The 22,842-nt window shown below is 74.0% G+C and carries 24 protein-coding genes; 18 read left to right on the forward strand and 6 right to left on the reverse strand.

Translation table 11 applies throughout. The annotated features are described in order from the left end of the window. Positions 1-7: 7 nt before the first annotated feature. Entirely contained in the window at positions 8-880 is an 873-nt protein-coding gene (locus ACZ6ZR_RS04630; RefSeq protein WP_465639332.1) for a siderophore-interacting protein, read from the reverse strand. A 69-nt stretch (positions 881-949) separates the two neighbouring features. After that, positions 950-1,990: an ABC transporter substrate-binding protein gene (locus ACZ6ZR_RS04635; RefSeq protein ID WP_465639334.1), complete on the reverse strand. Its 1,041-nt coding sequence runs from the start codon at positions 1,988-1,990 to the stop codon at positions 950-952. Between the two features lie 222 nt (positions 1,991-2,212). On the opposite strand from ACZ6ZR_RS04635, the gene ACZ6ZR_RS04640 reads away from it, so the two are divergent. The 4 genes from ACZ6ZR_RS04640 (at position 2,213) to ACZ6ZR_RS04655 (ending at position 5,710) form a co-directional block, all read left to right on the forward strand. Then, positions 2,213-3,256, forward strand: a complete 1,044-nt coding sequence (locus ACZ6ZR_RS04640) for a FecCD family ABC transporter permease (protein ID WP_465639336.1) — start codon at positions 2,213-2,215, stop codon at positions 3,254-3,256. Then, positions 3,253-4,341, forward strand: coding sequence for a FecCD family ABC transporter permease (locus ACZ6ZR_RS04645; RefSeq protein ID WP_465639338.1), 1,089 nt, complete (start codon positions 3,253-3,255; stop codon positions 4,339-4,341). The genes ACZ6ZR_RS04640 and ACZ6ZR_RS04645 overlap by 4 nt, the downstream gene beginning before the upstream one ends. Further along, positions 4,338-5,174 carry an ABC transporter ATP-binding protein gene (locus ACZ6ZR_RS04650; RefSeq protein ID WP_465639339.1) on the forward strand — a complete coding sequence of 279 codons (837 nt, stop codon included), beginning with the start codon at positions 4,338-4,340 and terminating at the stop codon, positions 5,172-5,174. The genes ACZ6ZR_RS04645 and ACZ6ZR_RS04650 overlap by 4 nt, the downstream gene beginning before the upstream one ends. A gap of 182 nt (positions 5,175-5,356) precedes the next feature. Beyond that, a complete protein-coding gene (locus ACZ6ZR_RS04655; protein WP_465639341.1) occupies positions 5,357-5,710 on the forward strand; it encodes a hypothetical protein in 354 nt (117 codons plus the stop codon). Positions 5,711-5,789: 79 nt separating this feature from the next. Here the strand turns inward: ACZ6ZR_RS04655 and ACZ6ZR_RS04660 are convergent, their stop codons facing one another. The 3 genes from ACZ6ZR_RS04660 to ACZ6ZR_RS04670 all read right to left on the reverse strand — a co-directional run bounded on the left by ACZ6ZR_RS04660 (position 5,790) and on the right by ACZ6ZR_RS04670 (position 8,377). Further along, positions 5,790-6,785, reverse strand: a complete 996-nt coding sequence (locus ACZ6ZR_RS04660; protein ID WP_465639343.1) for an LLM class flavin-dependent oxidoreductase — start codon at positions 6,783-6,785, stop codon at positions 5,790-5,792. 63 nt (positions 6,786-6,848) lie between these two features. Continuing rightward, positions 6,849-7,538 carry a response regulator gene (locus ACZ6ZR_RS04665; protein WP_465639345.1) on the reverse strand — a complete coding sequence of 230 codons (690 nt, stop codon included), beginning with the start codon at positions 7,536-7,538 and terminating at the stop codon, positions 6,849-6,851. Then, complete coding sequence (locus tag ACZ6ZR_RS04670) at positions 7,535-8,377, reverse strand: sensor histidine kinase (RefSeq protein WP_465639347.1); 843 nt, start codon at positions 8,375-8,377, stop codon at positions 7,535-7,537. Before ACZ6ZR_RS04670 ends, ACZ6ZR_RS04665 begins: the two co-directional genes overlap by 4 nt. A gap of 140 nt (positions 8,378-8,517) precedes the next feature. Between ACZ6ZR_RS04670 and ACZ6ZR_RS04675 the strand changes: the two genes are divergently transcribed. Together ACZ6ZR_RS04675 and ACZ6ZR_RS04680 are read left to right on the forward strand one after the other, a co-directional pair. Further along, positions 8,518-9,255 (forward strand): ABC transporter ATP-binding protein, encoded by a 738-nt coding sequence (locus ACZ6ZR_RS04675; protein WP_465639348.1) that lies wholly within the window; start codon positions 8,518-8,520, stop codon positions 9,253-9,255. Further along, the gene (locus tag ACZ6ZR_RS04680; RefSeq protein WP_465639350.1) at positions 9,252-11,564 is read left to right on the forward strand and encodes an ABC transporter permease; all 2,313 of its coding nucleotides are present in this window, start codon (positions 9,252-9,254) and stop codon (positions 11,562-11,564) included. The genes ACZ6ZR_RS04675 and ACZ6ZR_RS04680 overlap by 4 nt, the downstream gene beginning before the upstream one ends. Before the next feature lie 10 nt (positions 11,565-11,574). On the opposite strand, the gene ACZ6ZR_RS04685 is transcribed toward ACZ6ZR_RS04680, so the two are convergent. After that, on the reverse strand, positions 11,575-12,201 hold the full coding sequence (locus ACZ6ZR_RS04685; RefSeq protein ID WP_465639352.1) for a hypothetical protein: 627 nt from the start codon (positions 12,199-12,201) through the stop codon (positions 11,575-11,577). 212 nt (positions 12,202-12,413) lie between these two features. Here ACZ6ZR_RS04685 and ACZ6ZR_RS04690 point away from each other — a divergent pair, with 212 nt between their 5' ends. The 12 genes from ACZ6ZR_RS04690 to ACZ6ZR_RS04745 all read left to right on the forward strand — a co-directional run bounded on the left by ACZ6ZR_RS04690 (position 12,414) and on the right by ACZ6ZR_RS04745 (position 22,784). After that, a complete protein-coding gene (locus ACZ6ZR_RS04690; RefSeq protein WP_465639353.1) occupies positions 12,414-14,006 on the forward strand; it encodes a phage tail sheath family protein in 1,593 nt (530 codons plus the stop codon). 25 nt (positions 14,007-14,031) lie between these two features. After that, positions 14,032-14,475 carry a phage tail protein gene (locus tag ACZ6ZR_RS04695; protein ID WP_465639355.1) on the forward strand — a complete coding sequence of 148 codons (444 nt, stop codon included), beginning with the start codon at positions 14,032-14,034 and terminating at the stop codon, positions 14,473-14,475. Positions 14,476-14,483: 8 nt separating this feature from the next. After that, positions 14,484-14,939 carry a hypothetical protein gene (locus ACZ6ZR_RS04700; RefSeq protein ID WP_465639357.1) on the forward strand — a complete coding sequence of 152 codons (456 nt, stop codon included), beginning with the start codon at positions 14,484-14,486 and terminating at the stop codon, positions 14,937-14,939. Beyond that, positions 14,936-15,103 carry a DUF6760 family protein gene (locus ACZ6ZR_RS04705; protein ID WP_465639358.1) on the forward strand — a complete coding sequence of 56 codons (168 nt, stop codon included), beginning with the start codon at positions 14,936-14,938 and terminating at the stop codon, positions 15,101-15,103. The genes ACZ6ZR_RS04700 and ACZ6ZR_RS04705 overlap by 4 nt, the downstream gene beginning before the upstream one ends. A 717-nt stretch (positions 15,104-15,820) precedes the next feature. Beyond that, on the forward strand, positions 15,821-16,396 hold the full coding sequence (locus ACZ6ZR_RS04710) for a hypothetical protein (RefSeq protein WP_465639359.1): 576 nt from the start codon (positions 15,821-15,823) through the stop codon (positions 16,394-16,396). A gap of 35 nt (positions 16,397-16,431) precedes the next feature. After that, positions 16,432-16,869 (forward strand): phage tail protein, encoded by a 438-nt coding sequence (locus tag ACZ6ZR_RS04715; RefSeq protein ID WP_465639361.1) that lies wholly within the window; start codon positions 16,432-16,434, stop codon positions 16,867-16,869. A gap of 16 nt (positions 16,870-16,885) precedes the next feature. Further along, a complete protein-coding gene (locus tag ACZ6ZR_RS04720) occupies positions 16,886-17,638 on the forward strand; it encodes a CIS tube protein (protein ID WP_465639364.1) in 753 nt (250 codons plus the stop codon). 40 nt (positions 17,639-17,678) lie between these two features. Beyond that, positions 17,679-19,505 carry a VgrG-related protein gene (locus ACZ6ZR_RS04725; RefSeq protein WP_465639366.1) on the forward strand — a complete coding sequence of 609 codons (1,827 nt, stop codon included), beginning with the start codon at positions 17,679-17,681 and terminating at the stop codon, positions 19,503-19,505. 42 nt (positions 19,506-19,547) lie between these two features. Continuing rightward, on the forward strand, positions 19,548-19,829 hold the full coding sequence (locus ACZ6ZR_RS04730) for a PAAR domain-containing protein (protein WP_465639368.1): 282 nt from the start codon (positions 19,548-19,550) through the stop codon (positions 19,827-19,829). Between the two features lie 2 nt (positions 19,830-19,831). Next, complete coding sequence (locus ACZ6ZR_RS04735) at positions 19,832-20,272, forward strand: GPW/gp25 family protein (RefSeq protein ID WP_465639635.1); 441 nt, start codon at positions 19,832-19,834, stop codon at positions 20,270-20,272. Continuing rightward, positions 20,269-22,200, forward strand: coding sequence for a putative baseplate assembly protein (locus ACZ6ZR_RS04740; RefSeq protein ID WP_465639370.1), 1,932 nt, complete (start codon positions 20,269-20,271; stop codon positions 22,198-22,200). The genes ACZ6ZR_RS04735 and ACZ6ZR_RS04740 overlap by 4 nt, the downstream gene beginning before the upstream one ends. Further along, positions 22,197-22,784, forward strand: coding sequence for a phage tail protein (locus ACZ6ZR_RS04745; RefSeq protein ID WP_465639372.1), 588 nt, complete (start codon positions 22,197-22,199; stop codon positions 22,782-22,784). The genes ACZ6ZR_RS04740 and ACZ6ZR_RS04745 overlap by 4 nt, the downstream gene beginning before the upstream one ends. Positions 22,785-22,842: the final 58 nt, after the last annotated feature.

The following is a 22,842-nucleotide window of genomic DNA, read 5'->3' on the forward strand; positions in this document are numbered from 1 at the left end:
CGCGCCGTCACCCCGCAGCAGCTGCCGCGTTGCCCGCGGCCGCCTCCGCCGCCGCCTGGGCCTCGGCGACGGCCTCGGCGCGCAGTTGCTCCTCGGAGGAGCCGAGGCGCCAGTAGCCGGTGAACTCCACCGACCTGCGGTCGAAGCCGCGCTCGCCGACCAGGTGACGGCGGATCGAGCGGACGGCGGCGGCCTCGCCGGCCACCCAGGCGTACGGGGTGCCCGCCGGGAGGGCGGCGGCGCGCAGGGCGTCCAGGGCCGCGCCCGGCCGGGCGCCGTCGCGGACCAGCCAGTGGACCTCGGCCTCGGCGGCGGTGGCGAGGTGCAGGCGGTCGTCCTCGGTGGGGACTTCGAGGAAAGCGTTTACCCGGGTCCCGGCCGGGAGCCACTCCAGGATGGCGGCGGCGGCCGGCAGGGCCGTCTCGTCCGCGGTGAGCAGCACCCAGTCCGTCCCGGCCGGGGGTCGGAAGCCGACGCTGGTGTTGTCCTCGACGGCCGGGCCGAGCAGCAGCACCCGGTCACCGGCGGCGGCCCGTCCGGCCCAGGCGGAGGCCGGGCCGGTGTCGCCGTGCAGGACGAAGTCCACGTCCACCTCGGGGAGTTCGGGCCGGGCGGCGCGCACGGTGTAGGAGCGCATCACCGCCCGTTCCGCCTCGGGCAGCGCCCGCCAGGCCCAGAACCAGCCCTCGCCCTCCTCCACCGGGACCACCGGCTCGGGCTGGCCCGGGTGCGGCAGGAAGAGCGAGAAGCTCTGGTCCCGCCCGCCGGAGGCGAAGCCGGTCAGCGCCGCGCCGCCGAAGGTGATCCGGAGCAGCGAGCTGCTCAGCCGGGCGGTGCGGACGACCTCGGCGGGGAAGAAGGCGAAGGGCTGGTCGGACATCGCTGGGTACCTCCGTCAGGGAATGGGGTGGGTGGCCGACAAGACCGGTCGGTCCGAGGCGTGAGCGGGTCAGGAGAGCTTCTTGGCACTCTCGACGGCCTTGGCCAGGTCCTCCAGCAGCGGGGCGGCCCCGGCGTAGGAGAAGCGCGGGACGGCGTCCCACGGGGTGATCTGGTTGGCCTTGACGGCCGGGAGCTGGGCCCAACCCGGCTTGCTCGCCAGGTCCTTGGGCTGGAGCGCGGTGGAGCGCTTGTCGAGCAGCAGCAGGTCGGCCCGGTACTTGCCGGCGTTCTCCCAGCTGAGCGACTCGAAGTAGCCACCCTGGTCCAGCTTGTCCGGGACGACGATGTCCACGCCGAGCTCCTTGAAGTACATGAGGTCGGTGCTCATGCTCGGCGCGGAGGCGTAGAAGATGTCGGCGGCGCCCGAACAGGCCAGCACCTTCAGGCCGTTGGCGGCCTTGGCGGCCTGGCGCAGCTTCTCGGCGGCGGCCTCGAAGCGGGCCTTGGCGTCGGTGACCTCCTTGGCCTTCAGGTCGGCGCCGAGCGAGGCGGCCAGCTCCGCGTAGCGGCGGATCGGCTCGGGCAGCGGCACCCGGCCGGTGCTGATGGCGACCTGCTGGGCGAGCGGCAGGATCTTGTCCTTGCTCTCCTCGGGGACGTACCAGAGCTGGTCGGCGTCGTACATGTGGGTGACCAGCAGGTCGGGGCGCAGGGCCGCGTACTTCTCGATGCTGAACTCGCCCCAGGCGTTGCCGATGATCTCGATCTTGCCCAGGTCGAGGTTGCCGGCCTGCGGGTCGGGCTTGCCGTCGGCGCCCTTGGTCTCGCCGAAGACGCCGACGATCTGGTCCCGGACGCCGAAGTCGTGCAGCGCGGCGGCGGTGCCGGTGAAGGCGACGATCCGCTTGGGGACGGCCTTGGCGGTGACCTCCTTCTTGCGGTCGTCGGTGAACGACCACGGACCGGACGCCGCACCCGAGCCCGTCGCGGCCGAGGAGTCCTTGGAGCCGGAGCTGCCGCAGGCGGCGAGCACCGCGCCGAGGCCGACGGCGCCGGAGGCGGTGAGCAGACCGCGACGGGTGAGGTGGGCGGGACCGGCGTTCGTCATGGCGGTGACTTCTCTCGTGCGAAGGCGTGCGGGGGCGGAGCTCGGAGGTAGGGGTGGCCGCGGCGGGCACGCCCGCATTCGGGGGCATGCGGGCGCGCCGCAGCGGGCGGGAACGGCCACCAGGAGTGCCCGGAGCACTGCCCGCCGATCGTTAGGTTAGCCTAACCATTGTTACTGTCCATCAGGGCGGGGCACCCCCCTGAACTGCACCGGAGTCCGCACGTGTCCTTGACCAAGTCGCCACCGCAGGCCGCGGCGGGCGCCCCACGGCCGCCGGGGCGTCAGGCCCGGCGTGCCGCCGGGCTGTTCGCCTCCGTGCTCCTGCTGCTCCTCGTCCTGATGCTCAGCCTGGCGGTCGGGGCGAAGCAGCTGGACCCCGGCGAGGTCTGGCGGGGGCTCACCGAGCAGGGCTCGCCCGGCTGGACGGTGGTGCACGAGATGCGCCTGCCGCGCACCCTGCTCGGCCTGCTGGTCGGCTGCGCGCTCGGCCTGGCCGGCGGCGTGATGCAGGCCCTCACCCGCAACCCGCTGGCCGACCCCGGGCTGCTCGGCATCAACGCCGGTGCCTCCGCCGCGGTCGCCTCCGCCATCACCTTCTTCGGCGTCAGCTCCTTCGGCGGGTACGTCTGGTACGCCCTCGGCGGCGCCGCCGTGGTCTCCGCGGCCGTGTACGCCGTCGGCGGCGGCCACACCGCCACCCCCGCCCGGCTGGCCCTGGCGGGCTCCGCGCTGAACGCCGCGCTCTACTCCTACGTGATGGCCGTGATGCTGCTGAACGCGGCCTCGCTCCAGCAGATGCGGTTCTGGACCGTCGGCTCGCTGGCCTCCGCGCAGAGCGAGACCGTTCTCAAGGTGCTGCCCTTCGTGCTGGTCGGCTCGCTGCTCGCGCTCGCCCTCGCCCAGCCGCTCAACGCGCTGGCACTGGGCGAGGATTCGGCCCTGGCGCTCGGCGCCCGGCCCGGCCGGGTGCGGGCCGGGGCGATCCTCGCCGTCGGCCTGCTCTGCGGCGCGGCCACCGCCGCCTGCGGCCCGATCGTCTTCGTCGGCCTGCTGGTGCCGCACCTGGTGCGCGCGGTCACCGGCCCGGACCTGCGCTGGCTGCTGCCCTACTGCGCGGTGCTGGCCCCGGTGCTGCTGCTCGGCGCGGACGTGCTGGGGCGGGTGCTCGGGCGCCCCGGCGAGCTCCAGGTAGGGATCGTCACGGCGGTGCTCGGCGGCCCGCTCTTCCTCCACTTCGTCAGGCGGCCCAAGGCGGTGCGGGCATGAGCACCACTCAGAAGGCCACGCAGGGCGATACGGATACGGACCGCACCCCCACCCGGCCGGTCACCCTGCGGGCCGGCGGGCTGTCCGTGCGCCTGCGCGTGCGCGCGCTGGTGGCGCTCGCCCTCGTCCTGGCCTCGGTGCTGCTCCTCGCCGTCCTGACGATCGGCACCGGCGACTACCCGATCTCCCCCGCCGAGGTGGTGCGCACCCTGCTCGGCGACGGCACCCCCGCCCAGGACTTCATCGTCCACGAGCTGAGGCTGCCCCGGGTGGCCACCGCGCTGCTGGCCGGCGCCGCGCTGGCGCTCTCCGGGGCGCTCTTCCAGTCCCTGGTGCGCAACCCGCTCGGCAGCCCCGACATGCTCGGCTTCACCCAGGGCGCCTCCACCGGCGCGCTGGTGGCGATCGTGCTGCTCGGCGGCTCCACCGCCGCCCTCTCGGTCGGCGCGGTGGCGGGAGGACTGCTCACCGGGCTGCTGATCTACCTGCTGGCCTGGCGCGGCGGCGTGCACGGCACCCGGCTGGTGCTGATCGGCATCGGCGTGATGGCCATCCTCACCGGGGTCAACGGCTACCTGCTCACCCGAGCCGAACTGGTCGACGCCTCCCGGGCGATGCTCTGGCTCACCGGCAGCCTGGACGGCCGCGGCTGGAGCCAGGCCGGTCCGCTCGCCCTGGTGCTGGCCGTCGTGCTGCCGGCCGTGCTGCTCGGCGCCGGACGGTCGCTGCGGCTGCTGGAGATGGGCGACGAGGCCGCCTCCGCGCTCGGCGTGCGCGTGCGGGGCGTACGGCTGCTGCTGCTCGCCACCGCCGTCCTGGTCGCCGCCTTCGCGGCCGCGGCCGCCGGGCCGGTCTCCTTCGTCGCGCTGACCGCCCCTCAGCTCGCCCGCCGCCTCTCCCGCGCCCCCGGCCCGAACCTCACCGGCGCGATGGCCGTCGGCGCGGCCCTCACGGTCGGCGCCGACCTGCTCGGACAGCACCTGGTCGACGGCCGCCAGCTGCCGGTGGGTGTGGTGACCGGCGTGCTCGGCGGCGGCTACCTGGTGTGGCTGATGGCCACCGAACGCAAGGCAGGACGGATATGACGGCTCGACAGGAAGAGACCACCAAGGTGACCACCGCTCTCCCCTCCTCGCGGCTCGCCGGGCAGGGGCTCACCCTCGCCTACGAGCAGCGCACCATCGCCGAGGGCTTGGAGGTGGCGGTCCCGGACAACTCCTTCACCGTCATCGTCGGCCCCAACGCCTGCGGCAAGTCCACCCTGCTGCGCGCCCTGGCCCGGGTGCTCAGGCCCAAGGCCGGCCGGGTGCTGCTGGACGGCGGTGACATCGCCAAGCTGCCACCGCGCACGGTGGCCCGCACCCTCGGCCTGCTGCCGCAGACCTCCATCGCCCCCGACGGCATCACCGTCGCCGAACTGGTCTCGCGCGGACGCCACCCGCACCAGGGACTGCTGCGGCAGTGGTCCCGCGAGGACGAGCGGATCACCGACGAGTCGATGGCCGCGACCGGCGTGCTGGACCTGGCGGACCGTCAGGTGGACGAGCTCTCCGGCGGCCAGCGCCAGCGGGTCTGGATCGCCATGGCGCTGGCCCAGCAGACCCCGCTGCTCCTGCTGGACGAGCCCACCACCTACCTGGACATCGCCCACCAGATCGAGGTGCTCGACCTCTGCGCCCGCCTGCACGAGGAGCAGGGGCGGACGTTGGTCGCCGTCCTGCACGACCTCAACCACGCGGCCCGGTACGCCACCCACCTGATCGCCATGCGCGACGGCCGGGTGCTGGCCGAGGGCGACCCGGCCGAGATCGTCACCGCCGAACTGGTGGAGCAGGTGTTCCGGCTGCCCTGCCGGGTGATCGAGGACCCGGAGACCGGGAAGCCGCTGGTCATCCCGGCGGCCCGGGTGCGGACCTGACACGGTCTCAGCTGTGTGGTGTAGACCAAATGGTTGAGTCCACCGGTGCGTGGTACCACGCGGGGTTGACCCGGTGGTGTTCGAAGTAGCCCGCTCGTTCGATGACGCGGCCATGGCCAACTGGAAGTCTCTGGTCCCGCAAGCACCGCTCACCGGATCACCGGACAACGGAAGGCAACTCCATGAAGCTCCGCGCACTGGGCCTGGCCACCACTCTGGCCGCCTCCGCGTTCCTCACCGTCGCGACCGGCACCGCCGCCCACGCCGCCATCGGCTGCGGCTCGAAGCCGGGCGCCGTCAGCTCCAAGACCGCCACCGTCGACGGTCCGTACAACTCCTACAACCTCTACGACGGCCCGTCCAGCGGCTGCGGAACGCACGGCTCCCCGGTGCCGGACGGCTCCGGTGCCACGGCCCTCTGCTGGGCCAACATCACCGGCACCACCTGGTACTACCTGGACACGGTGAGCGGTAAGGGCTGGATCTCCTCGGCGAACGTCAAGCTCTACAGCGGCACCCCGGGCAAGTGCGCCTGACGGTCCGCCGACCGCTGCCCGACCCTGTCCGCGGAACGGCCCGCCGGTTCTCCGGCGGGCCGTTCCGCGTCTGCGGCGGCTACGCCAGCGCCTCGGCGATCCGGCGGAGCGTCTCGCGGTGCACGGCCGGGTCGTGGGCGCCGGTGGTGACCAGGACCTCCTCGGCGCCGGTCAGGCGGACCAGGTCGTCGAGCTCCGCGCGGACGGTCTCCGCCGTCCCCGCCACCTGGCCGGCCACCGTCCGGTCGAAGAGCTCCCGCTCACGCGGCGTCAGTTCGGCCGCCCGGACCCGTTCGGGGGAGGGCAGCGCGGGGAACGCGCCGTCCGAGCGGGAGCGGACGATCGCCCAGGCCTCGGGCGCCAGCAGGTCGCGGGCCTCGGCGGCGGTGTCGGCCACGGCGACGGGGGCCGCGAGCAGCACGCGCGGCTCCGGGCACCAGGCGGAGGGCCGGAACGTCTCCCGGTACTCGGTCACGATGCCGACCAACCGGTCCCGGTCGTGCAGCCCGCCGACCACCACCGGCAGACCGGCCCCGGCCGCGATCCGGCCGCCCTCGCCCATCGCCAGGACGTACGGCGGCACCGGCTCGACCTCGTCCGGCTGGACCCGCACCCGGGGGTGGAGTGCGGTCGTCCCCTCGCCCAACCAGTCGAGCAGTTCGGCGAGTTGGGCGGGGAACGTGTCCGCGTCCTCCCGTCCGTGGCCGAGCGCCTGCTGGATCGCCTTGGTGAATCCGACAGAGCGCCCCACCCCGAGGTCGATCCGTCCGGGGAAGAGCGCGGACAGCACCCGGAACTGTTCCGCCACCACCACCGCCCGGTGGTTGGGCAGCATCACCCCGCCGGTGCCGATCCTGATCCGTCCGGTCCGCGCGGCCACGGCCGCCGCCAGCACCGTCGGAGCCGACCCGGCGATGCCGGGCACCCCGTGATGCTCCGCCAGCCAGAACCGGTGGTACCCCGCCTCCTCGGCCGCCACCGCCGTCCGCACCGTCTCGCGCAGCGCCTCCGCCGCCCCGTGGCCGTCCCGGACGTGCGAGCGGTCCAGCACGGACAGCCTGTACCTGGTACCCATGCCGCGAGTCTACGAGGGCGGAGACCGAGCGGTCCGGACGGCAGCGCGGGCTCGGCCGGTGGGTCAGCGGTTCGGGGTGACCAGGCCGGTTTCGTAGGCGAGGACGACGGCCTGGGCGCGGTCGCGGAGGCCCAGCTTGGCGAAGATGCGGGCGACGTGGGTCTTGACGGTGGCTTCGCTGAGGGTGAGGTGGCGGGCGAGTTCGGCGTTGGAGAGGCCGCCGCCGAGGAGGGTGAGGACCTCGCGTTCACGGGTGGTGAGGGGGGTGAGGTCGGGGTGCGGGGCGGGCGGGGAGAGGGGGTTGGCGAAGCGTTCGACCAGGCGGCGGGTGATGGAGGGGGCGAGCAGGGCGTCCCCGGTGCCGACCAGGCGGACGGCGTTGGCCAGGTGCTCGGAGGTGACGTCCTTGAGCAGGAAGCCGCTGGCCCCGAGGGAGAGCGCGGTGTAGACGTAGTGGTCCAGGTCGAAGGTGGTCAGCATGACCACCTTGGTGGCGGGCGCCTCGGCCAGGATCTGCCGGGCGGCGGCCAGGCCGTCCAGGACGGGCATCCGGATGTCGAGCAGGACGACGTCGGGCCGGGTGCGGCGGACGGCACTGACGGCCTCGGCGCCGTCGGCGGCCTCGGCCACCACGTCGATCCCACGGGCCGTCAGGATCAGCCGGAAGCCGGTGCGGATCAGTTCCTGGTCGTCGGCGATCACGACCCGGGGAGCGGGAGCGGCCGGAGGCAGGGGCGGGGGAGGAGTGGTCACGGGCGGTCCAGGGGGATGCGGGCGCGGACGCGGTAGCCGCCGCCGAGGCGGCGGCGGGCGTCGAGGTCGCCGCCGTGGACGGCCACGCGTTCGCGCAGGGCGGTCAGGCCGTGGCCCGCGCCGTCGGCCGGGGCGGAGGTCGTGCGGGGGCGGGGGGCCGTACCGGTGAGGACGCTGGGGCCGCCGTTCAGGACCTCCACCCGCAGGGCGTGCGCGGAGTAACGGATCGTCACGTCGGCCCGGCTGCCGTCGCCGTGCTTGAGCGCGTTGGTCAGGGCCTCCTGGACGATCCGGTAGGCCGTCACGTCGATGCCGGCCGGCAGCGGCTGCGGCTCGCCGGAGATCCGGACCTCCACCGGCAGGCCGGCGAAGGCGATCCGGTCGACGAGGGAGCCGAGCCGGTCCAGGCCCGCCTGCGGGGTCAGCAGCGCCTCGGGGTCCTCCGGTTCGGAACCGTCCTGCGGCGGGGCCAGCAGGCCGAGCAGCTGGCGCAGTTCGGTCATGGTGCCGCGCCCGGCCGCCTCGACGGCGGCCATCGCGCGGGCGGCCTCCTCCGGCAGGGTGGCCAGCACCTCCCGGGCGGCCCCGGCCTGCACCACCATCAGGCTCACGTTGTGGCTCACCACGTCGTGCAACTCGGCCGCGATCCGGGCCCGTTCGGCCCGGACGGCACCCTCGGCCGCCGCCGCCCGCTCGCGCTCCAGCAGCCAGCCGCGCTCCTCCAGCACGGCGCGGTGCAGCCGCCGGGCACGCCGCAGCGCGAGCGCCAGCACGGCGGCCACGAGCACCGGTACGGCGACCGCGCCGACGACCGCCACGTTCACTCCCAACCCCCACATGACCGTCATCCTCGCAGGCCGGAGCTTGATCGTCACCGTCCGGGCGGCGGAGGGTCCGTACATCTCCAGGATGACGGCCGCCGTCGGATGCACCGGGGGAGGGATGTGGGCGGCGGGTGGTGCCTCCTAGGTTTCTCGGCATGACGAACGATCACGAGGGAGTCCGGCCACCGGTGGTGCGGCTGGACGGGGTGCGCAAGGCGTACGGGGAGACGGATGCGCTGGCGGGGGTCTCGCTGGAGATCCGGCCGGGCGAGGCGGTGGCCGTGATGGGGCCCTCGGGCTGCGGCAAGTCCACCCTGCTGAACCTGGTGGCCGGCCTGGACCGCCCGACCTCGGGCACGGTGACGGTGAACGGGCAGGACCTGGGGGAGTTGAACGAGACCGGGCTGGCGCTCTACCGGCGGCGGCAGGTCGGCATGGTGTTCCAGTTCTTCAACCTGCTGGACGACCTGCCGGCCCTGGACAACGTGGCGCTGGCCGCGCAGCTCACCGGCACCCCGGTCAAGCAGGCCCGGCGGCGGGCGCTGGAGCTGATGGAGGAGCTGGGGATCGCCGACCGGCGCAACGCCTACCCGGCGGTGCTCAGCGGCGGCGAACGCCAACGGGTCGCGGTGGCCCGGGCCTTGATGAACCGTCCGGCGCTGCTGCTGGCGGACGAGCCGACCGGTGCGCTGGACAGCCGCTCCGGTGAGCAGGTGATGGACCTCCTGATCGACCTCAACCAGATCGGGCAGACGCTGCTGATGGTCACCCACGACCCGCTGCTGGCGGCGCGCTGCGCGAGCCGGCTGGTGGAGTTCGCGGACGGCCGGGTGGTGCGGGAGAGCGCCGTGACCGACGGGGACGTGGCGGCGCGGGCGGGGGCGGGCCGGTGAGCGCGGTCTGGCGGGCGGCCCGGGCCGGGGTGCGGCGGCGCCGGCTGCAGATGACGCTGATCGGCCTGGTGGTGTTCGCCGCCACGGCCACGGTGGTGCTGGCGCTCGGCCTGCTGGTGGCGCTCTCCGCGCCCTTCGACCGGGCCTTCGAGAAGCAGCACGGTGCGCACGTCACGGCCGTCTACGACGCTTCGAAGGTGACGGCCGGCCAGCTCGCCGAGCGCGCGCGGCGGCCGGGGGTGGAGGCGGCGGCCGGGCCCTTCGACACCGTGTCGGTGGCGCTCAGCGCACCCGTGGCCGGGGTGCCGGAGGGTGCCTTCGACCTGGTCGGGCGGTCCGGCGGCGCGGGTGACGCGGTGGACCGGGTCGAGTTGGTGGCGGGACGGTGGGCCGGGGCCACGGGTGAGGTGGTGCTCAACCAGGACGGCGGGATGATCCGGCCCGGGCTGGTCGGCAGCCGGCTGTCGTTGCGGGGCGGAACCGAGCTCACGGTGGTGGGCGTGGCCGTCTCGATGAGCCGCACCGCCGACGGCTGGGCGGTCCCGGAGCAGGTTGCCGCGCTGCACCCGACGGGGCGTCAGATGCTCTACCGCTTCACGGAATCCGGCACGGAGCAGCAGGTGCGCGCGGCTGTGGACGGAGTCGGCGAGGGCCTGCCCGAGGGTGCCCTGACGGCGGCCCGCAGCTACCTGGAGCTGAAGGCGGTGTTCTCCGCGACCGCCGAGGCGTACCTGCCGGTCATGGCCATGTTCGGGCTGCTCGGCGTACTGGTCGCGGTGCTGATCGTGGCGAACGTGGTGAGCGGCGCGGTGGTCTCCGGCCTGCGCCACATCGGGGTGCTAAAGGCGCTCGGCTTCACCCCGAACCAGGTGCTGGGCGTCTACCTGCTGATGGTCACCGTCCCGGCGGTGGCCGGGGCACTGCTCGGCACCGCCCTGGGGGCCGTGCTCGGCGGGCCGGTGCTGAAGGCCGCGTTCCAGGGCGTGCTGCGGGGCAGCGCGGAGATCGGGGTGGACGGCTGGGTGTACGCGGTGGCGTCGGTCGGCATGCCGCTGGTGGTGGCGCTCGCCGCGCTGCTGCCCGCCCTCCGGGCGCACCGGCTCCCGGCCGCTCGGGTGATCACCGCGGGCAGCGCTCCGAGCGCCGGGCGGGGGCTGCGGGTGCAGCGGTGGCTGGCCGGGACGCGGCTGCCGCGGGCGGTCAGTCTCGGGCTGGGCCAGCCGTTCGCCCGTCCGGCCCGGACGGCGCTCACGCTGGCGGCGGTGCTGCTCGGCGTCACCACCGTCACCCTCACCACCGGCCTGACCGGCACCCTGGTCGGCCTGGGCGAGGTGGGCCGCGGGAACGGCGGGGCACGGATCTCGGTCTGGGCCGGGCGGCCCCAGCTCGGGGAGACCGCACCGAAGTTGACCGGAGCGGAGGTCGAGCGTCTGCTGCGCAGCACGCCGGGGGCGGTCGGCCTGACGGCGGAGGCGATCAGGGAGGTGGGCCAGGTCGGTACCACCGAGCAGCTGGCTGCCTTCTTCCGGCGCGGGGACCAGGACCCCGGGAGGAGTGAACGGCTGGTCGCGGGACGGGAGTTGGGTGAGGCGCCGGGTGAGGTGGTGGTCTCGCCGGGATACCTGCGGCAGCACGGTGCACGGGTCGGTGACCGGATCACCCTGGAGCTGGACGGGCGGAGGGCCGAGGCGGTCATCGTCGGCGAGGAGCTGGACGGCGATTCCCGTTTCGTGGAGGCGAGTTGGGCCACCCTGGCGCAGCTGGCCCCGGAGGCGGAAGCGGTCCACTACGAGGTCCGGCTGGCCCCGGGCGCGGACTCCCGGGCGTACCGGGAGGCGGTGGCGGCGGCCGATCCCGGCCTGCGGGCCTCGCTCGCCGACGACGGCACCACCGCGACCACCACGCTGGTGGCCTTCTCCGGGGTCTTCACCGTGCTGCTCACGGCGGTGGCGGCGCTCGGGGTCCTCAACACCGTGCTGCTGAACAGCCGGGAGCGGCGCCGGGACCTCGGCATGCTGAAGTCGATCGGGATGACCCCGCGTCAGGTCACGGTGATGTTCGTGACCTCGATGGCCGTGGTGGGCGTGGTCGGCGGCGTGCTGGGCATCCCGCTGGGGATGGCGGCGCACCGGGTCCTGCTGGACGACATCGCGGTGGTGGTCTTCCCGGAGTCCCTCAAGCAGGTCTGGCACCTGCCGCAGCTGGCCCTGGTCGGGGTCTCCGGGGTGGTGATCGCGGTGCTCGGCGCCTACCTGCCGGCCCGCTCGGCGGGGCGGCGGACCAGTGCGGCGGTGCTGAGCTCCGAGTAGCGGGTGGCCGTCAGTCGTCCTCGGAGAGGCTGACGGCCACCCAGACCCGGTCGCCCTGGCGGTCGACGGAGACGCAGCGGCTGCGCCGGTCCAGCAGCCAGCCGTTGGGACGGCAGGGCTCCTCCACCGCCCGCAGGCGCCGGACGGTCTCCTCCGGCGGCAGGCCCGCCGTGCTGTGGACCTCCCAGAAGAGGGTGCAGATGGTGGAGCCGCAGCTCTCCCCGTCCGGGCGGGTCAGGGTGAAGCCGTCGGGTACGGCCGGGGCGGTGCGGGGGACTCCGCTCGCGGAGTTGAAGAACAGCAGGGCGAAGAACGGGGTGAGGGCGGTCACCAGGCCCAGTTGGACGCCGAACACCGCGTTGGCGACCGAGACCCGGCGCGGGCGGGGTGCGGGCCGGGGGCCGAGGAGGTGGCGTTCGGTGTACACGCCGCCGAGCACGACCAGCCCGGCCAGGACCAGGTACTCGAGGTAGAACTCGGGAGCGCCCCGGAAGGTCCACCACCCCAGCGCGTGGCCCTCCAGCACCACCGCTCCGGCCAGCAGCGCGAGGGCGACCGGGATCCCGGCGGTTCGGGTACGGGCCATCACCACCCAGCAGAGCAGCGGCAGCACCACGTACAGGTAGATCACGATCACCGGGTCCCCCGACTCCGTCCGTGCGCCAGATCCAGTTGCCGGTCGGTCTTGTGCGGATCTGACGGTCCTGGGGACAGCGTAGACCGGTGGGCATCCGCTCTTGCCCTATCGGGCAAGGGGGGTGGCCCTGGTGGACGGCCGGTCGGTCGTGACCTTGGTCGGGCGCGGGCACCACGCTGGGCGTGCCGTGTCGGGGCTGAGGGAGGATCAGGATGCCGTCGTACCAGTCGCCCGGTGTGTACATCGAGGAGGTGGCGGCCGGGTCGCGCCCGATCGAGGGGGTCGGTACCGCGGTGGCCGCCTTCGTCGGTCTGGCGGCCAAGGGGCCGTTCAACGCACCGACGCTGGTGACCAACTGGAGCCAGTACGTCCGGGAGTTCGGGGACTTCGTGGCGGGGTCGTACCTCGCGCACGCGGTGTACGGCTACTTCCTGAACGGCGGCGGGGTCTGCTACGTGGTGCGGGTCGGCGCCGAGGCGGCGGCAGAGGAGGTGGCCCCGGCGGCGGCCTCCGGCAGGCGCGGGGCCAAGGGGGCGGTGGCGGCCGGTCCGAGGGTCGCGCTGGACGGCTTCCGGGTGGCGGCGCTGGAGGGCAGCGGCGAGGGCCTGGTGGTGGAGGTCGCGGACGCGGGCGGCGAGGCCCCGGGCGAGGACGCGTTCACGCTCCGGGTGAAGCGCGGCGAGCAGGTGGAGGAGAGCTTCGAGGTCTCCGCCAAGCGCGGCCAGCGCGGTTACGTGGTGTCGGTGGTGCGGGAGCGTTCCCGGTTGGTGCTGGTGGAGGAGGCGGCCCCGGGCGCGGCGGCGGTGGCCAGGCCGGGGAACCAGAGCGTGGCGGTGCCGCCGGTCCCGGCCGCCGCCCCTGCTTCCGCCGCCGTGCCGGTCGTGGCCGCTCCGGCGGTCACCCCGGCGGCGTACGTGGGCGACGCGGCCGACCGGACCGGCTTCGCCGGGCTGGAGGCGGTGGACGAGGTCACCATGCTGGCCGTGCCGGACTTGATGAGCGCCTACGAGCGGGGCGCCCTGGACGCGGAGCAGGTCAAGGCGGTGCAGCTGGCGATGATCGCCCACTGCGAGCTGATGGGGAACCGGGTCGCCGTGCTGGACCCGCTGCCCGCGCTGACGCCGCAGCAGGTGAAGGACTGGCGGATGGTCGGCGCCGGCTACGACTCCAAGTACGCGGCGCTGTACTACCCGTGGATCAAGGTGGCCGACCCGGCCGGCGGCGAGCTGCGCCTGGTGCCGCCGAGCGGGGCGATGGCCGGGATCTGGGCGCGCAACGACGACACCCGGGGCGTGCACAAGGCCCCGGCCAACGAAGTGGTGCGCGGCGCCGTGGACTTGGCGGTCAACCTGACCAAGGGCGAGCACGACCGGCTCAACCCGATCGGGGTGAACTGCATCCGGGCCTTCCCGGGCCGCGGCATCCGGGTCTGGGGCGCGCGGACGCTCTCCTCGGACGCGAGTTGGCGCTACCTGAACGTCCGACGGCTCTTCAACTACCTGGAGGAGTCGATCCTGATCGGCACCCAGTGGGTGGTCTTCGAGCCCAACGACGACGCCCTCTGGGCCCGGATCCGCCGGACCGTCGCGGCCTTCCTGGTGAACGAGTGGCGGAAGGGTGCGCTCTTCGGGCTGACGCCCGACGAGGCCTTCTACGTGAAGTGCGACCGGGAGACCAATCCGGCCGAGGGCATCGACGCGGGCCAGGTGGTCTGCGAGATCGGCATCGCCCCGGTGAAGCCGGCCGAGTTCGTGATCTTCCGGCTGGCCCAGTTCTCCGGCGGCACCAGCCTCGTCAACGAGTAACCCAGGAAGGCGGGTTTCACAGCTCATGGCACTTCCCGACATGGACACCTCGGTCGGCCACTCCTTCGGCCTGGAGTTCGACGGCGTCGTCATCAAGCAGATCAACGAGGTCTCCGGCCTCAAGATGGAGCAGGACGTCATCGAGCTCAAGCAGAACACCGCCGACGGCAAGTACGTCATCAAGAAGCTGCCCGGCCGCCCGAAGGCGGGCGAGGTGACGCTGACCAGGGGCCTGACCGCCGACAACAGCTTCGAGAAGTGGGTCAAGGACAGCCGCTTCGGCAAGATGAGCGCGGTGCGCAAGGGCGGCGCGATCATCGTCTTCGACTACGAGGGCAACCCGATCAAGCGCTACGTCCTGGTCAACGCCTGGCCCAAGAGCCTGGAGATCGGCTCGCTCAAGGCCGGGGACACCAGCGTGCTCACCGAGAAGATCGTCATCACCTACGAGCAGATGGATGTGGGCTGAGCCGAGCGATGCGCCGACAGATCGCCTCCCCGGCGGAGGCTGTGGAGACGGCCGCTCCTGCGGCGACGCCCGTCGCCCGCAAGGAGAGTGAGCCGATGCGGACGGAGTTCGCGTTCGAGCTGCCGCGCGGGTACGTGGACGAGGCGGGCACGGTGCACCGGGCCGGCGTGATGCGGCTGGCCACCGCCCGGGACGAGTTGGTCCCGCTGCGGGACGACCGGGTGCGGGAGAATCCGGCGTACCTGTCGGTGGTCCTGCTCGGCCGGGTGGTGACCCGGATCGGCGGTGTGACGGACGTGCACGCCGGGGTCATCGAGGACCTGTTCGCCTCCGACCTGGCCTTCCTCCAGGACTTCTACCGCCGGATCAACGCCGAGGGCCACACCCGGGCGCAGGTCACCTGCCCCGCGTGCGCGACCGACTTCGCGGTCGACCTCGCGGGTGGGCGCCTGGGGGAATCGTGACGTACGCGACCGAGCGCTTGTACGAGGAGGTCGCGTACGTCGCCTACCACTTCCACTGGCCGCTGGACGCCATCCTGGACCTGGAGCACGTGGAGCGGCTGCGGTACGTGGCGCAGATCGCCCGGCTCAACTCGGCCGCGCCGGGTCCCGGTTCGGGGCGGTGAGGGGTGAGCCGATGGAGGGATCGATGGGATCGGTGGGCGCGACGGGCCGGCTCCGAGGAGACCGGAGGGCCTGCTCCGGTGGTGCTGCGGAGGCCGTTGGGTGGGTGGCGGGAGGTGCCGGTGCAGCGGATCGGGACCTTCGGGGCACCGGAGTTGACGGCCGATCCGGGGAAGTTCGGTGCGGGGTTGAGCAGTTGGCGTGATCCGAGCGTCACCGGACGGCTCGGGCACCTGGTGTCGGGCGAAGCGCCGAGGGGGTCGGTGGAGGGTGTGGCGGTCGCCAGGTCGATGGTGATGCCGGTGGTACGCAAGGGAGTTGAGGCAGCGGCGGTTCCGCTGCGGGGGAGCGGTACGGCGAGGCCGATGACGGTGGCGCGGGCGGTGGAACTGCCGGTGCTCCGGCTTCCGGCGCGGCAAGAGCCGGAGGTGGTCGCGCCGTTGGTGGGCGAGGTGCCGATGGTGGAACCGCCGGTTCACCTCGAAGCTCCGCCGCTGGAGCGGCCGTTGGGGCTGGGAACGCCGACGGGCGGTCCGGTGCCGGTACAGCGTACGGGCGGGGCACGGCCCAGGCGGCGGCTCGGGGCCCCGCTGCGGGAGTTGCCGCCGACGGCGGCCCGGGAGGTGGCGGTGCCGCCGCCGATGCCGCTGGCGCCGCCGGTTCCGTCCGAGCCCGTCCGGTCGGAGCCTGCGCTGCACGGGCCGTGGCCGTTGCAGCGGTTGACGGATCCCGGGCCGGTGGTGCGGGGCGAGGTGGAGGACGGTGTACCGGAGGCCCCGGTGGGCGGGCCGGTGGCCGGGCTGGTGGGGGAACGGGCCGGCGGACCGCTGACTCCGCCGATCGCCGCGGGTGCGGGGGTGGTGCAGCGCGCGGCGGTGCCGGTCCGCTGGTCGGGTACGGGTGGTGACGGTGCGTCGGCGGCGGGCGTCGTGCAGCGGCGGCGTGGCGAAGGGGTGCGCGGGGGTGGTGCCGTCGGGCCGGCGGCGGACGCGGGGACGGTGGCCGTCGCGGCGGGCATCGCCCAGCGGATGGCGGACGGTTCGGTGCTGTTCGATGCCCCGCCGTTCACCCTCGAACCGGCCTCGCCGCCCCTCGGGGCGGCGCCGGCCGTGCAGGCGGAGTCCGCCCGGCCGGCGGCGGCCCCTGCCGCGCCACCGCCGGAGGCTGCCGCGCCGCAGGCGGAGAGCACCGACGAACTGGTCCGCCGCCTGATCGATCCCCTCAGCCGCCGTCTGCGGGCGGAACTGAGGCTGGATCAGGAGCGGGCCGGCCTGCGCCGCGACGACCGAGGCTGATCAAGGATGGCCGAGGAGGAGAGGAGGTGGCCGGGATGGCGGCGGTCGACGAGGACCCGGCGGTGAGCGTCTGCTTCATCGTCGAGATCGACGACTTCAGTCTCGGGGCGTTCAACAGCTGCGAGGGCCTGGGGTGCGAGGTCGTGATGGAGCAGCGGGAGGAGGGCGGCAACAACGGCTACGTCTGGCAGCTGCCGTCCCGGATCAAGTACTCGACCATCAAGCTCAGCCGCCCGGTCACCAGGGACACCGAGAAGGTGACCCGGTGGATCGCCGGGATGATGTCGGGCGTCACCCGCAAGACCGGCCAGATCAGCGCCATGACGGCGGACGGCCGGGTGGTGGCGCGGTGGAGCCTGATGGGGGTGGTGCCGGTCCGCTGGCAGGGGCCCTCGCTCAACCCGGAGACCGTGAAGGTGGCCACCGAGACGCTGGAGATCGCCCACCACGGCTTCCTCGACTCGGGCCAGTGAACGGGGACTTGTCGACATGTCATCTTCCCCGGTCGCGTTCAGCGCCGCCGCCTCCGGCCCGTCCGGCGGGGTGCGGCCGAAGCTGGAGCGGGCGTACCTGGAACTGCGGCACCCGCCGAGCGACGGCGGCACCAGCGCCCCGGGCCCGCACCTGAGCCGGATCGACTTCCAGTTCAACCCCAAGGAGCTCAGCCTCAGCAAGCAGGCCAAGTGGGAGCGGAAGACCGCGCGCGGTGCGAAGACGGCCGGCCCGGCGGAGTTCAAGGGGCCGGAGCCCAGCAAGCTCAGCCTGGAGATGTTCTTCGACGCCACCGCCACCCACGGCAACGGTGTGGTGGAGGCGGTCGAGGGGCTGTTCGCCTGCTGCGTGCCGACCGCGCAGACCCACAGCCGCCGCCAGGGCACCCCGCCCTTCGTGATCTTCCACTGGGGCGGACTGACCGGCTTCGTCGGCTACATCAGCCAGGTGCAGGCCAAATACACCCTCTTCACGGCCGGCGGCCTGCCGATCCGGGCGGTCTGCCAGGTGACCCTGGAGGAGCTGAGCGGCAGTCAGCCCGGGCAGAACCCGAGCTCCGGCGCGCTCGCCGCGCGGCGGGTGCACCGGTTGGTGGCGGGCGACACCCTGGCCCTGCTCGCCTGGCAGGAGTACGGGGACCCGGCCGCCTGGCGGGTGATCGCCGAGGCGAACGGGATCGACGACCCGATGCGGCTGCGCCCCGGCACCACCCTCCTGCTGCCCGGCCCGGAAGAACCGCACGAGTACTGACCCCCACGCGCCGCACCCACCGAGCAGAGGAGCACCCCGCATGGCCGGCGAGACCTTCGCCAACGCGCTGACCGTCGAGGTCGAGGGCCGGGCGCTGCCCGCCCCGGTGGCCGACCTGCTGGTCTCCGCCCGGGTGGAGGACAGCCGCCTGGTGCCGGACCTGTTCGTGCTGCGCTTCCGCGACCCGAACCACACCGTGCTGGAGGCAGCGGGCCTGACCATCGGCACCGGGGTGAAGCTGTACGCCAAGGCGGGCGACGACCCGGAGCGGCGGCTGCTGGTCTCCGGGGAGGTGACGGCCCTGGAGGTGGACCTGGACGAGACCGGCACCTTCACGGTGGTGCGCGGGCTGGACCACTCGCACCGGCTGTTCCGCGGCCGCCGGGTGGTGGGCTACCGGGAGATGACCACCTCCGACATCGTGCGCACTGTGGTCCGCCGGGCCGGGCTGGCGCTCGGGGCGGTGGAGTCCACCCGCACCGTGCTCCCGTACACCACCCAGGGCAACGTCACGGACTGGGAGTTCCTGAGCGTGCTGGCGGCCGAGTCCGGCTGCGAATTCGCCGTGCTGGACGGGAAGTTCGAGTTCCGCAAGCCGACCGGGGCGGCGGCCGCGCCCAGCCTCGCCACCCCCGTGCGGGCCAGCCCGTACGTGCTGGAGCTGGGGCGGAACCTGTTGCGCTGCCAGGCCGTCGTCACCTCCGCCGACCAGGTGCACGACGTGGAGCTGCGCGGCTGGAGCGTCCCGGCCAAGCAGGCAGTGGTGGCCCGGGTGCCGGCCGGGGCGACCGACCGCTTCGCGCTCGGGCTGACCCCGGCGAAGGCCGGCGAACCGTTCGGGCACCCGGTGCTGCCGGTCACCGGGGTGCCGTACGGGAACGGGGCGGTGGCGGACACCACGGCTCGCTCCGTGGCGGAGGAACTCGCCGCCTCCTTCGCCGAGTTGGAGGTGGTGGCGATGGGCATCCCGGCCCTGCGGGCGGGGTCGGCGGTGGCGCTCACCAACCTCGGTAAGCCCTTCGAGGGGCGCTGGACGGTGACCGCGACCCGGCACGTCTTCGACCCGGCGGTGGGGTACCAGACCTGGCTGACCGTCGGCGGGGGCGGCACCCGTCCCGAGCCGTCCCGGCGGCGTGAGCGGATCCACGGCGTGGTCAACGCCCTCGTCACCGACATCAGGGACCCCGAGCACCAGGGCCGGGTGAAGCTCTCCTTCCCCTGGCTCTCCGACGACTACGTCAGCGACTGGGCCCGCTCGGCGCAGTTCGGCGGCAAGGGCGGCGGCGGGGTGTTCGGCCCGGAGGTGGGGGACGAGGTGCTGGTGGCCTTCGGCCAGGGCCTGCTGGACCACCCGTACGTGCTCGGCGGTCTCTACAACGGCCAGGACCACCCCTCCCCGCACGCTGCGGACCTGGTGGACCCGACCAGCGGCCGGCTCAACCGCCGCTCCCTCTCCTCCCGTTCGGGCCAGCGGCTGGAGCTGCTGGACGTCGAGAACGGGCCCGCCGGGGTCCGACTCGCCTCCGGGGACGGGAAGTTGCGGATCGACCTGGACCAGCAGAAGACCTCGGTGACGGTGCACAGCGACGGCACCGTCACGGTGGAGGCCCGGGAGAAGGTGACCGTGACGGCCAAGGGCATCAGCCTGGACGCGGGCAGCGGAAAGCTCGAACTCGCCGGCCAGTCCGTGCAGGTGACCGCGCGGGCGGGCGTCCAGGTGGACGGCGGCGCCGGGGCGTTGAAGCTCCAGAGCAACGGCCAGGTGGACCTCAAGGGCACCACCGTCGGCATCGACGGCCGGGCGAGCACCGAGATCAAGGGCGGTGCCAGCTGCTCCATCCAGGCCGCCCTGGTGCGGATCAACTGATCAGCGGTCAACCGGCAAGCAGCGAACGGACGGAGAGGGCGGATGCCGCCAGCAGCCAGGGTCGGGGACCCGACCGGACACCCCGGGGTGGTCGGGCCGCCCGGCGTGCCCACCGTGCTGATCGGCGGCCTGCCCGCCGCCGTGGTCGGCACCCCGCACGTCTGTTCGTTCCCACCACCCGCCGTGCACCCGCCCACGGTGATGGTGCCGCCGGGCTGTCCGACCGTGCTGATCGGCGGGCGGCCCGCCGTCCGGATGGGCGATCCGGCGGGGTGCGGGGCACCGGTGCTGGTGGGCTGCATGACGGTGCTGATCGGCGGATGAGTGTGAACGAGCAGTTCATCGGCGCCGGTTGGGAGTTCCCGGTGCGCACCGACCGGACCGGTTCGATCGCCCTGGTCGGCGGCGACCGCGAGATCGAGCAGAGCATCCACCTGATCCTGGGCACCGCCCCGGGCGAGCGGCCGATGCGCCCGGCCTTCGGCTGCGCCATCCACGACCACGTCTTCGCCCCGGCCGACTCGGCCACCGCCGGGCTGATCGGCTACGAGGTGCGGCTCTCGCTGGAGCGCTGGGAGCCGAGGATCGAACTGGCCGATGTGGCGGTCGGTTTCGACACCGCGGACCTCGGCAAGCTCTACATCGACATCCGCTACACGGTGCGCGGCACCAACGATCCGCGCAACCTGGTCTTCCCCTTCTACGTGATCCCCGACCACGACCACGACCACGACGGCGCCGGCGGCCCGGTCGGTGGGCAGCCGTGACCCTGCCCAAGCCGAACCTGGACGACCGCCGCTTCCAGGCCCTGGTGGACGAGGCCAAGCGGGCGGTGCAGCAGCACTGCCCGGAGTGGACCGACCACAACGTCTCCGACCCGGGCGTCACCCTGATCGAGACCTTCGCCCACATGGTCGACCAGCTGCTCTACCGGCTCAACCGGGTGCCGGACCGCAACCACCTGGCCTTCCTGGACCTGATCGGCCTGCGGCTGCACCCGCCGGCCGCCGCCCGGACGGAGCTGACCTGTCGGCTCTCCGCCCCGCAGCAGCAGCCCGTGGTGGTCCCGGCCGGTACCGAGGTGGCCACCGAGCGGACCGCCGCCGACGAGCCGGTGGTCTTCTCGACCGACCGCGAACTGGCCATCCTCCCCTGTGAGTTGCTCCATCTGGCAGCGGGGGTGGAGGGGCGGCTGACGGACCGTGACGTCGAACTCTCCGACGCCCGCGGCACGGCCTGCTTCTCCGCGGTGCCGCAGCCGGGCGAGGTGCTGGCCTTCGGCCTCTCCCAGGCCGTGCCGCACTGCCTGGTGGCGCTCCGGCTGGACTTCCCGGTCCGCGGCCACGGCATCAACCCGCTGCATCCGCCGCTGGTCTGGGAGGCCTGGACGGCCGAGGGGTGGGTGGAGTGCGAGGTGGAGAGCGACACCACCGGCGGCTTCAACCGCCCCGGGGACGTGCTGCTGCACGTCCCCGGCGGCCACACCGCCTCGGTCGAGGCCCGCCGCCGGGCCGGCTGGCTGCGCTGCCGGGTGCTGCCGCCGCTGCCCGGCCGCCCCGACTACTCCGGCAGCCCGGAGCTGGTCGCGGCCCGCGCCTTCACCGTCGGCGGCACCACCACCGCCGTGCACGGCGAACTGGTCACGGCCGAACTGCTCGGCACCGCCGAGGGCGTGCCCGGCCAGTGCTTCCCCGTGGCCCGCCCACCGGTGGCCGCCGGCGGCGGGCCGCTGGTGCTGGAGGTGGCGGGCGAGGAGTGGCGGGAGGTCGAGCACTTCACCGACTCCGGCCCCGAGGACCGCCACTTCCGCCTCGACCGCGCCGCCGGCGAGGTCCGCGTCGGCCCGGCGGTGCGGGAACCGGACGGCGCCCTGCGCCGCTACGGCGCCGTCCCGGCCAAGGGCACCCCCGTCCGGCTGCGCGCCTACCGCACCGGCGGAGGACGGCAGGGCAACGTGGCCCGCCGCACCCTGACCGTGCTGCGCAGCTCGGTGCCCTACCTGGCCCGGGTGGAGAACCGGAGCGCCGCCACCGGGGGCGTGGACGGTGAGCAGGTGGACGACGCCCGGCATCGCGGACAGCTCGAACTCCGCACCAGGGGACGGGCGGTGACGGCCGAGGACTACGAGCAGCTGGCCCGGGAGGCGGCCCCCGAGGTCGGCCGGGTGCGCTGCGTGGCGGAGGAGCACGGGCCGGACGCGGGCGGGGTGCGGGTGCTGCTGGTGCCCCGGGCCGAGGCCGATCCACGGACGGGGCAGCTGGACTTCGCCCAACTGGTCTGCTCGGACGACCTGTTGGAGAGGGTGACGGCCCATCTGGACGCGCGCCGACTGCTCGGTGCCCGGCTGCTGGTCGAGCCCCCGTACTACCAGGGCGTCACGGTGGTGGCCGAGGTCCAGGCCCGTTCGGGCCGCTCGCGCGGCGCCCTGCAACGGCTGGCCACGGCCGAACTCCACCGCTACCTCGACCCGTTGACGGGCGGTCCGGGCGGTGAGGGCTGGCCGTTCGGGCGGCTGGTGGTGGCGGGGGAGCTGTTCGCGGTGCTGCAACGGCTGCCCGGGCTGGAGCTGGTGGAGCGGGTCCGGCTGTACCCGGCCGATCCGCGTACCCGGCGGCGCGGCGAGGCGACCGACCGGGTGGCGCTGGCGCCGCACGCGCTGGTCTTCTCCTTCGAGCACCAGGTGCGGGTCTCGTGACGAGCGACGGGGGTGGCCGGGGGGCGGTGCCCGGGCTGGCCTCTCCGCACCCGATCGCGGACCAACTCCCGGCCGTCTACGGCGAGAACGACTTCCTGCACCGCTTCACGGCGGCCCTGGACGGTGTGCTCGCCCCGGTCTTCGCCACCCTCGACAACCTGCCCGCCTACTTCGACCCGTCGCTGGCCCCGGCCGACTTCGTGCTGAGCCTGGCCCACTGGGTCGGCGCCCCGGCCCTCCCGGCGGAGGAGGGGCGGCGGCGGGAGGCGGTCCGGCGGGCGGTCGGGCTGCACGCGCTGCGCGGCACCCCGGCGGGGCTGGCGGACCGGGTCGAGCTGCACTTCGGCGTCCGGCCGGAGATCGAGGAGAGCGGCGGGGCGGCCTGGTCGGCGGAGCCCGGTGGTGCGTTGCCGGGGTCGCCGCAGGGGCGGTTGGTGGTGCGGCTACGGGTAGCCGGGGGCGGGCCGGCGGTGGACGCGGCGGCGGTGCTGGAGCTGGTCCGGGCGGAGTGCCCGGCGCACCTGCGGCCGCAGGTGGAGATCGTGACGGGTGACGGAGAGGGCGGGGCACGTGACGACCTGTGAGAACTGCGGGGCGCCGACCACGCGGGGCGAGGACTTCTGCGGGGCCTGCGGCGCGTAC

The sequence above is a fragment of the Kitasatospora sp. NPDC088742 genome (assembly GCF_055584905.1).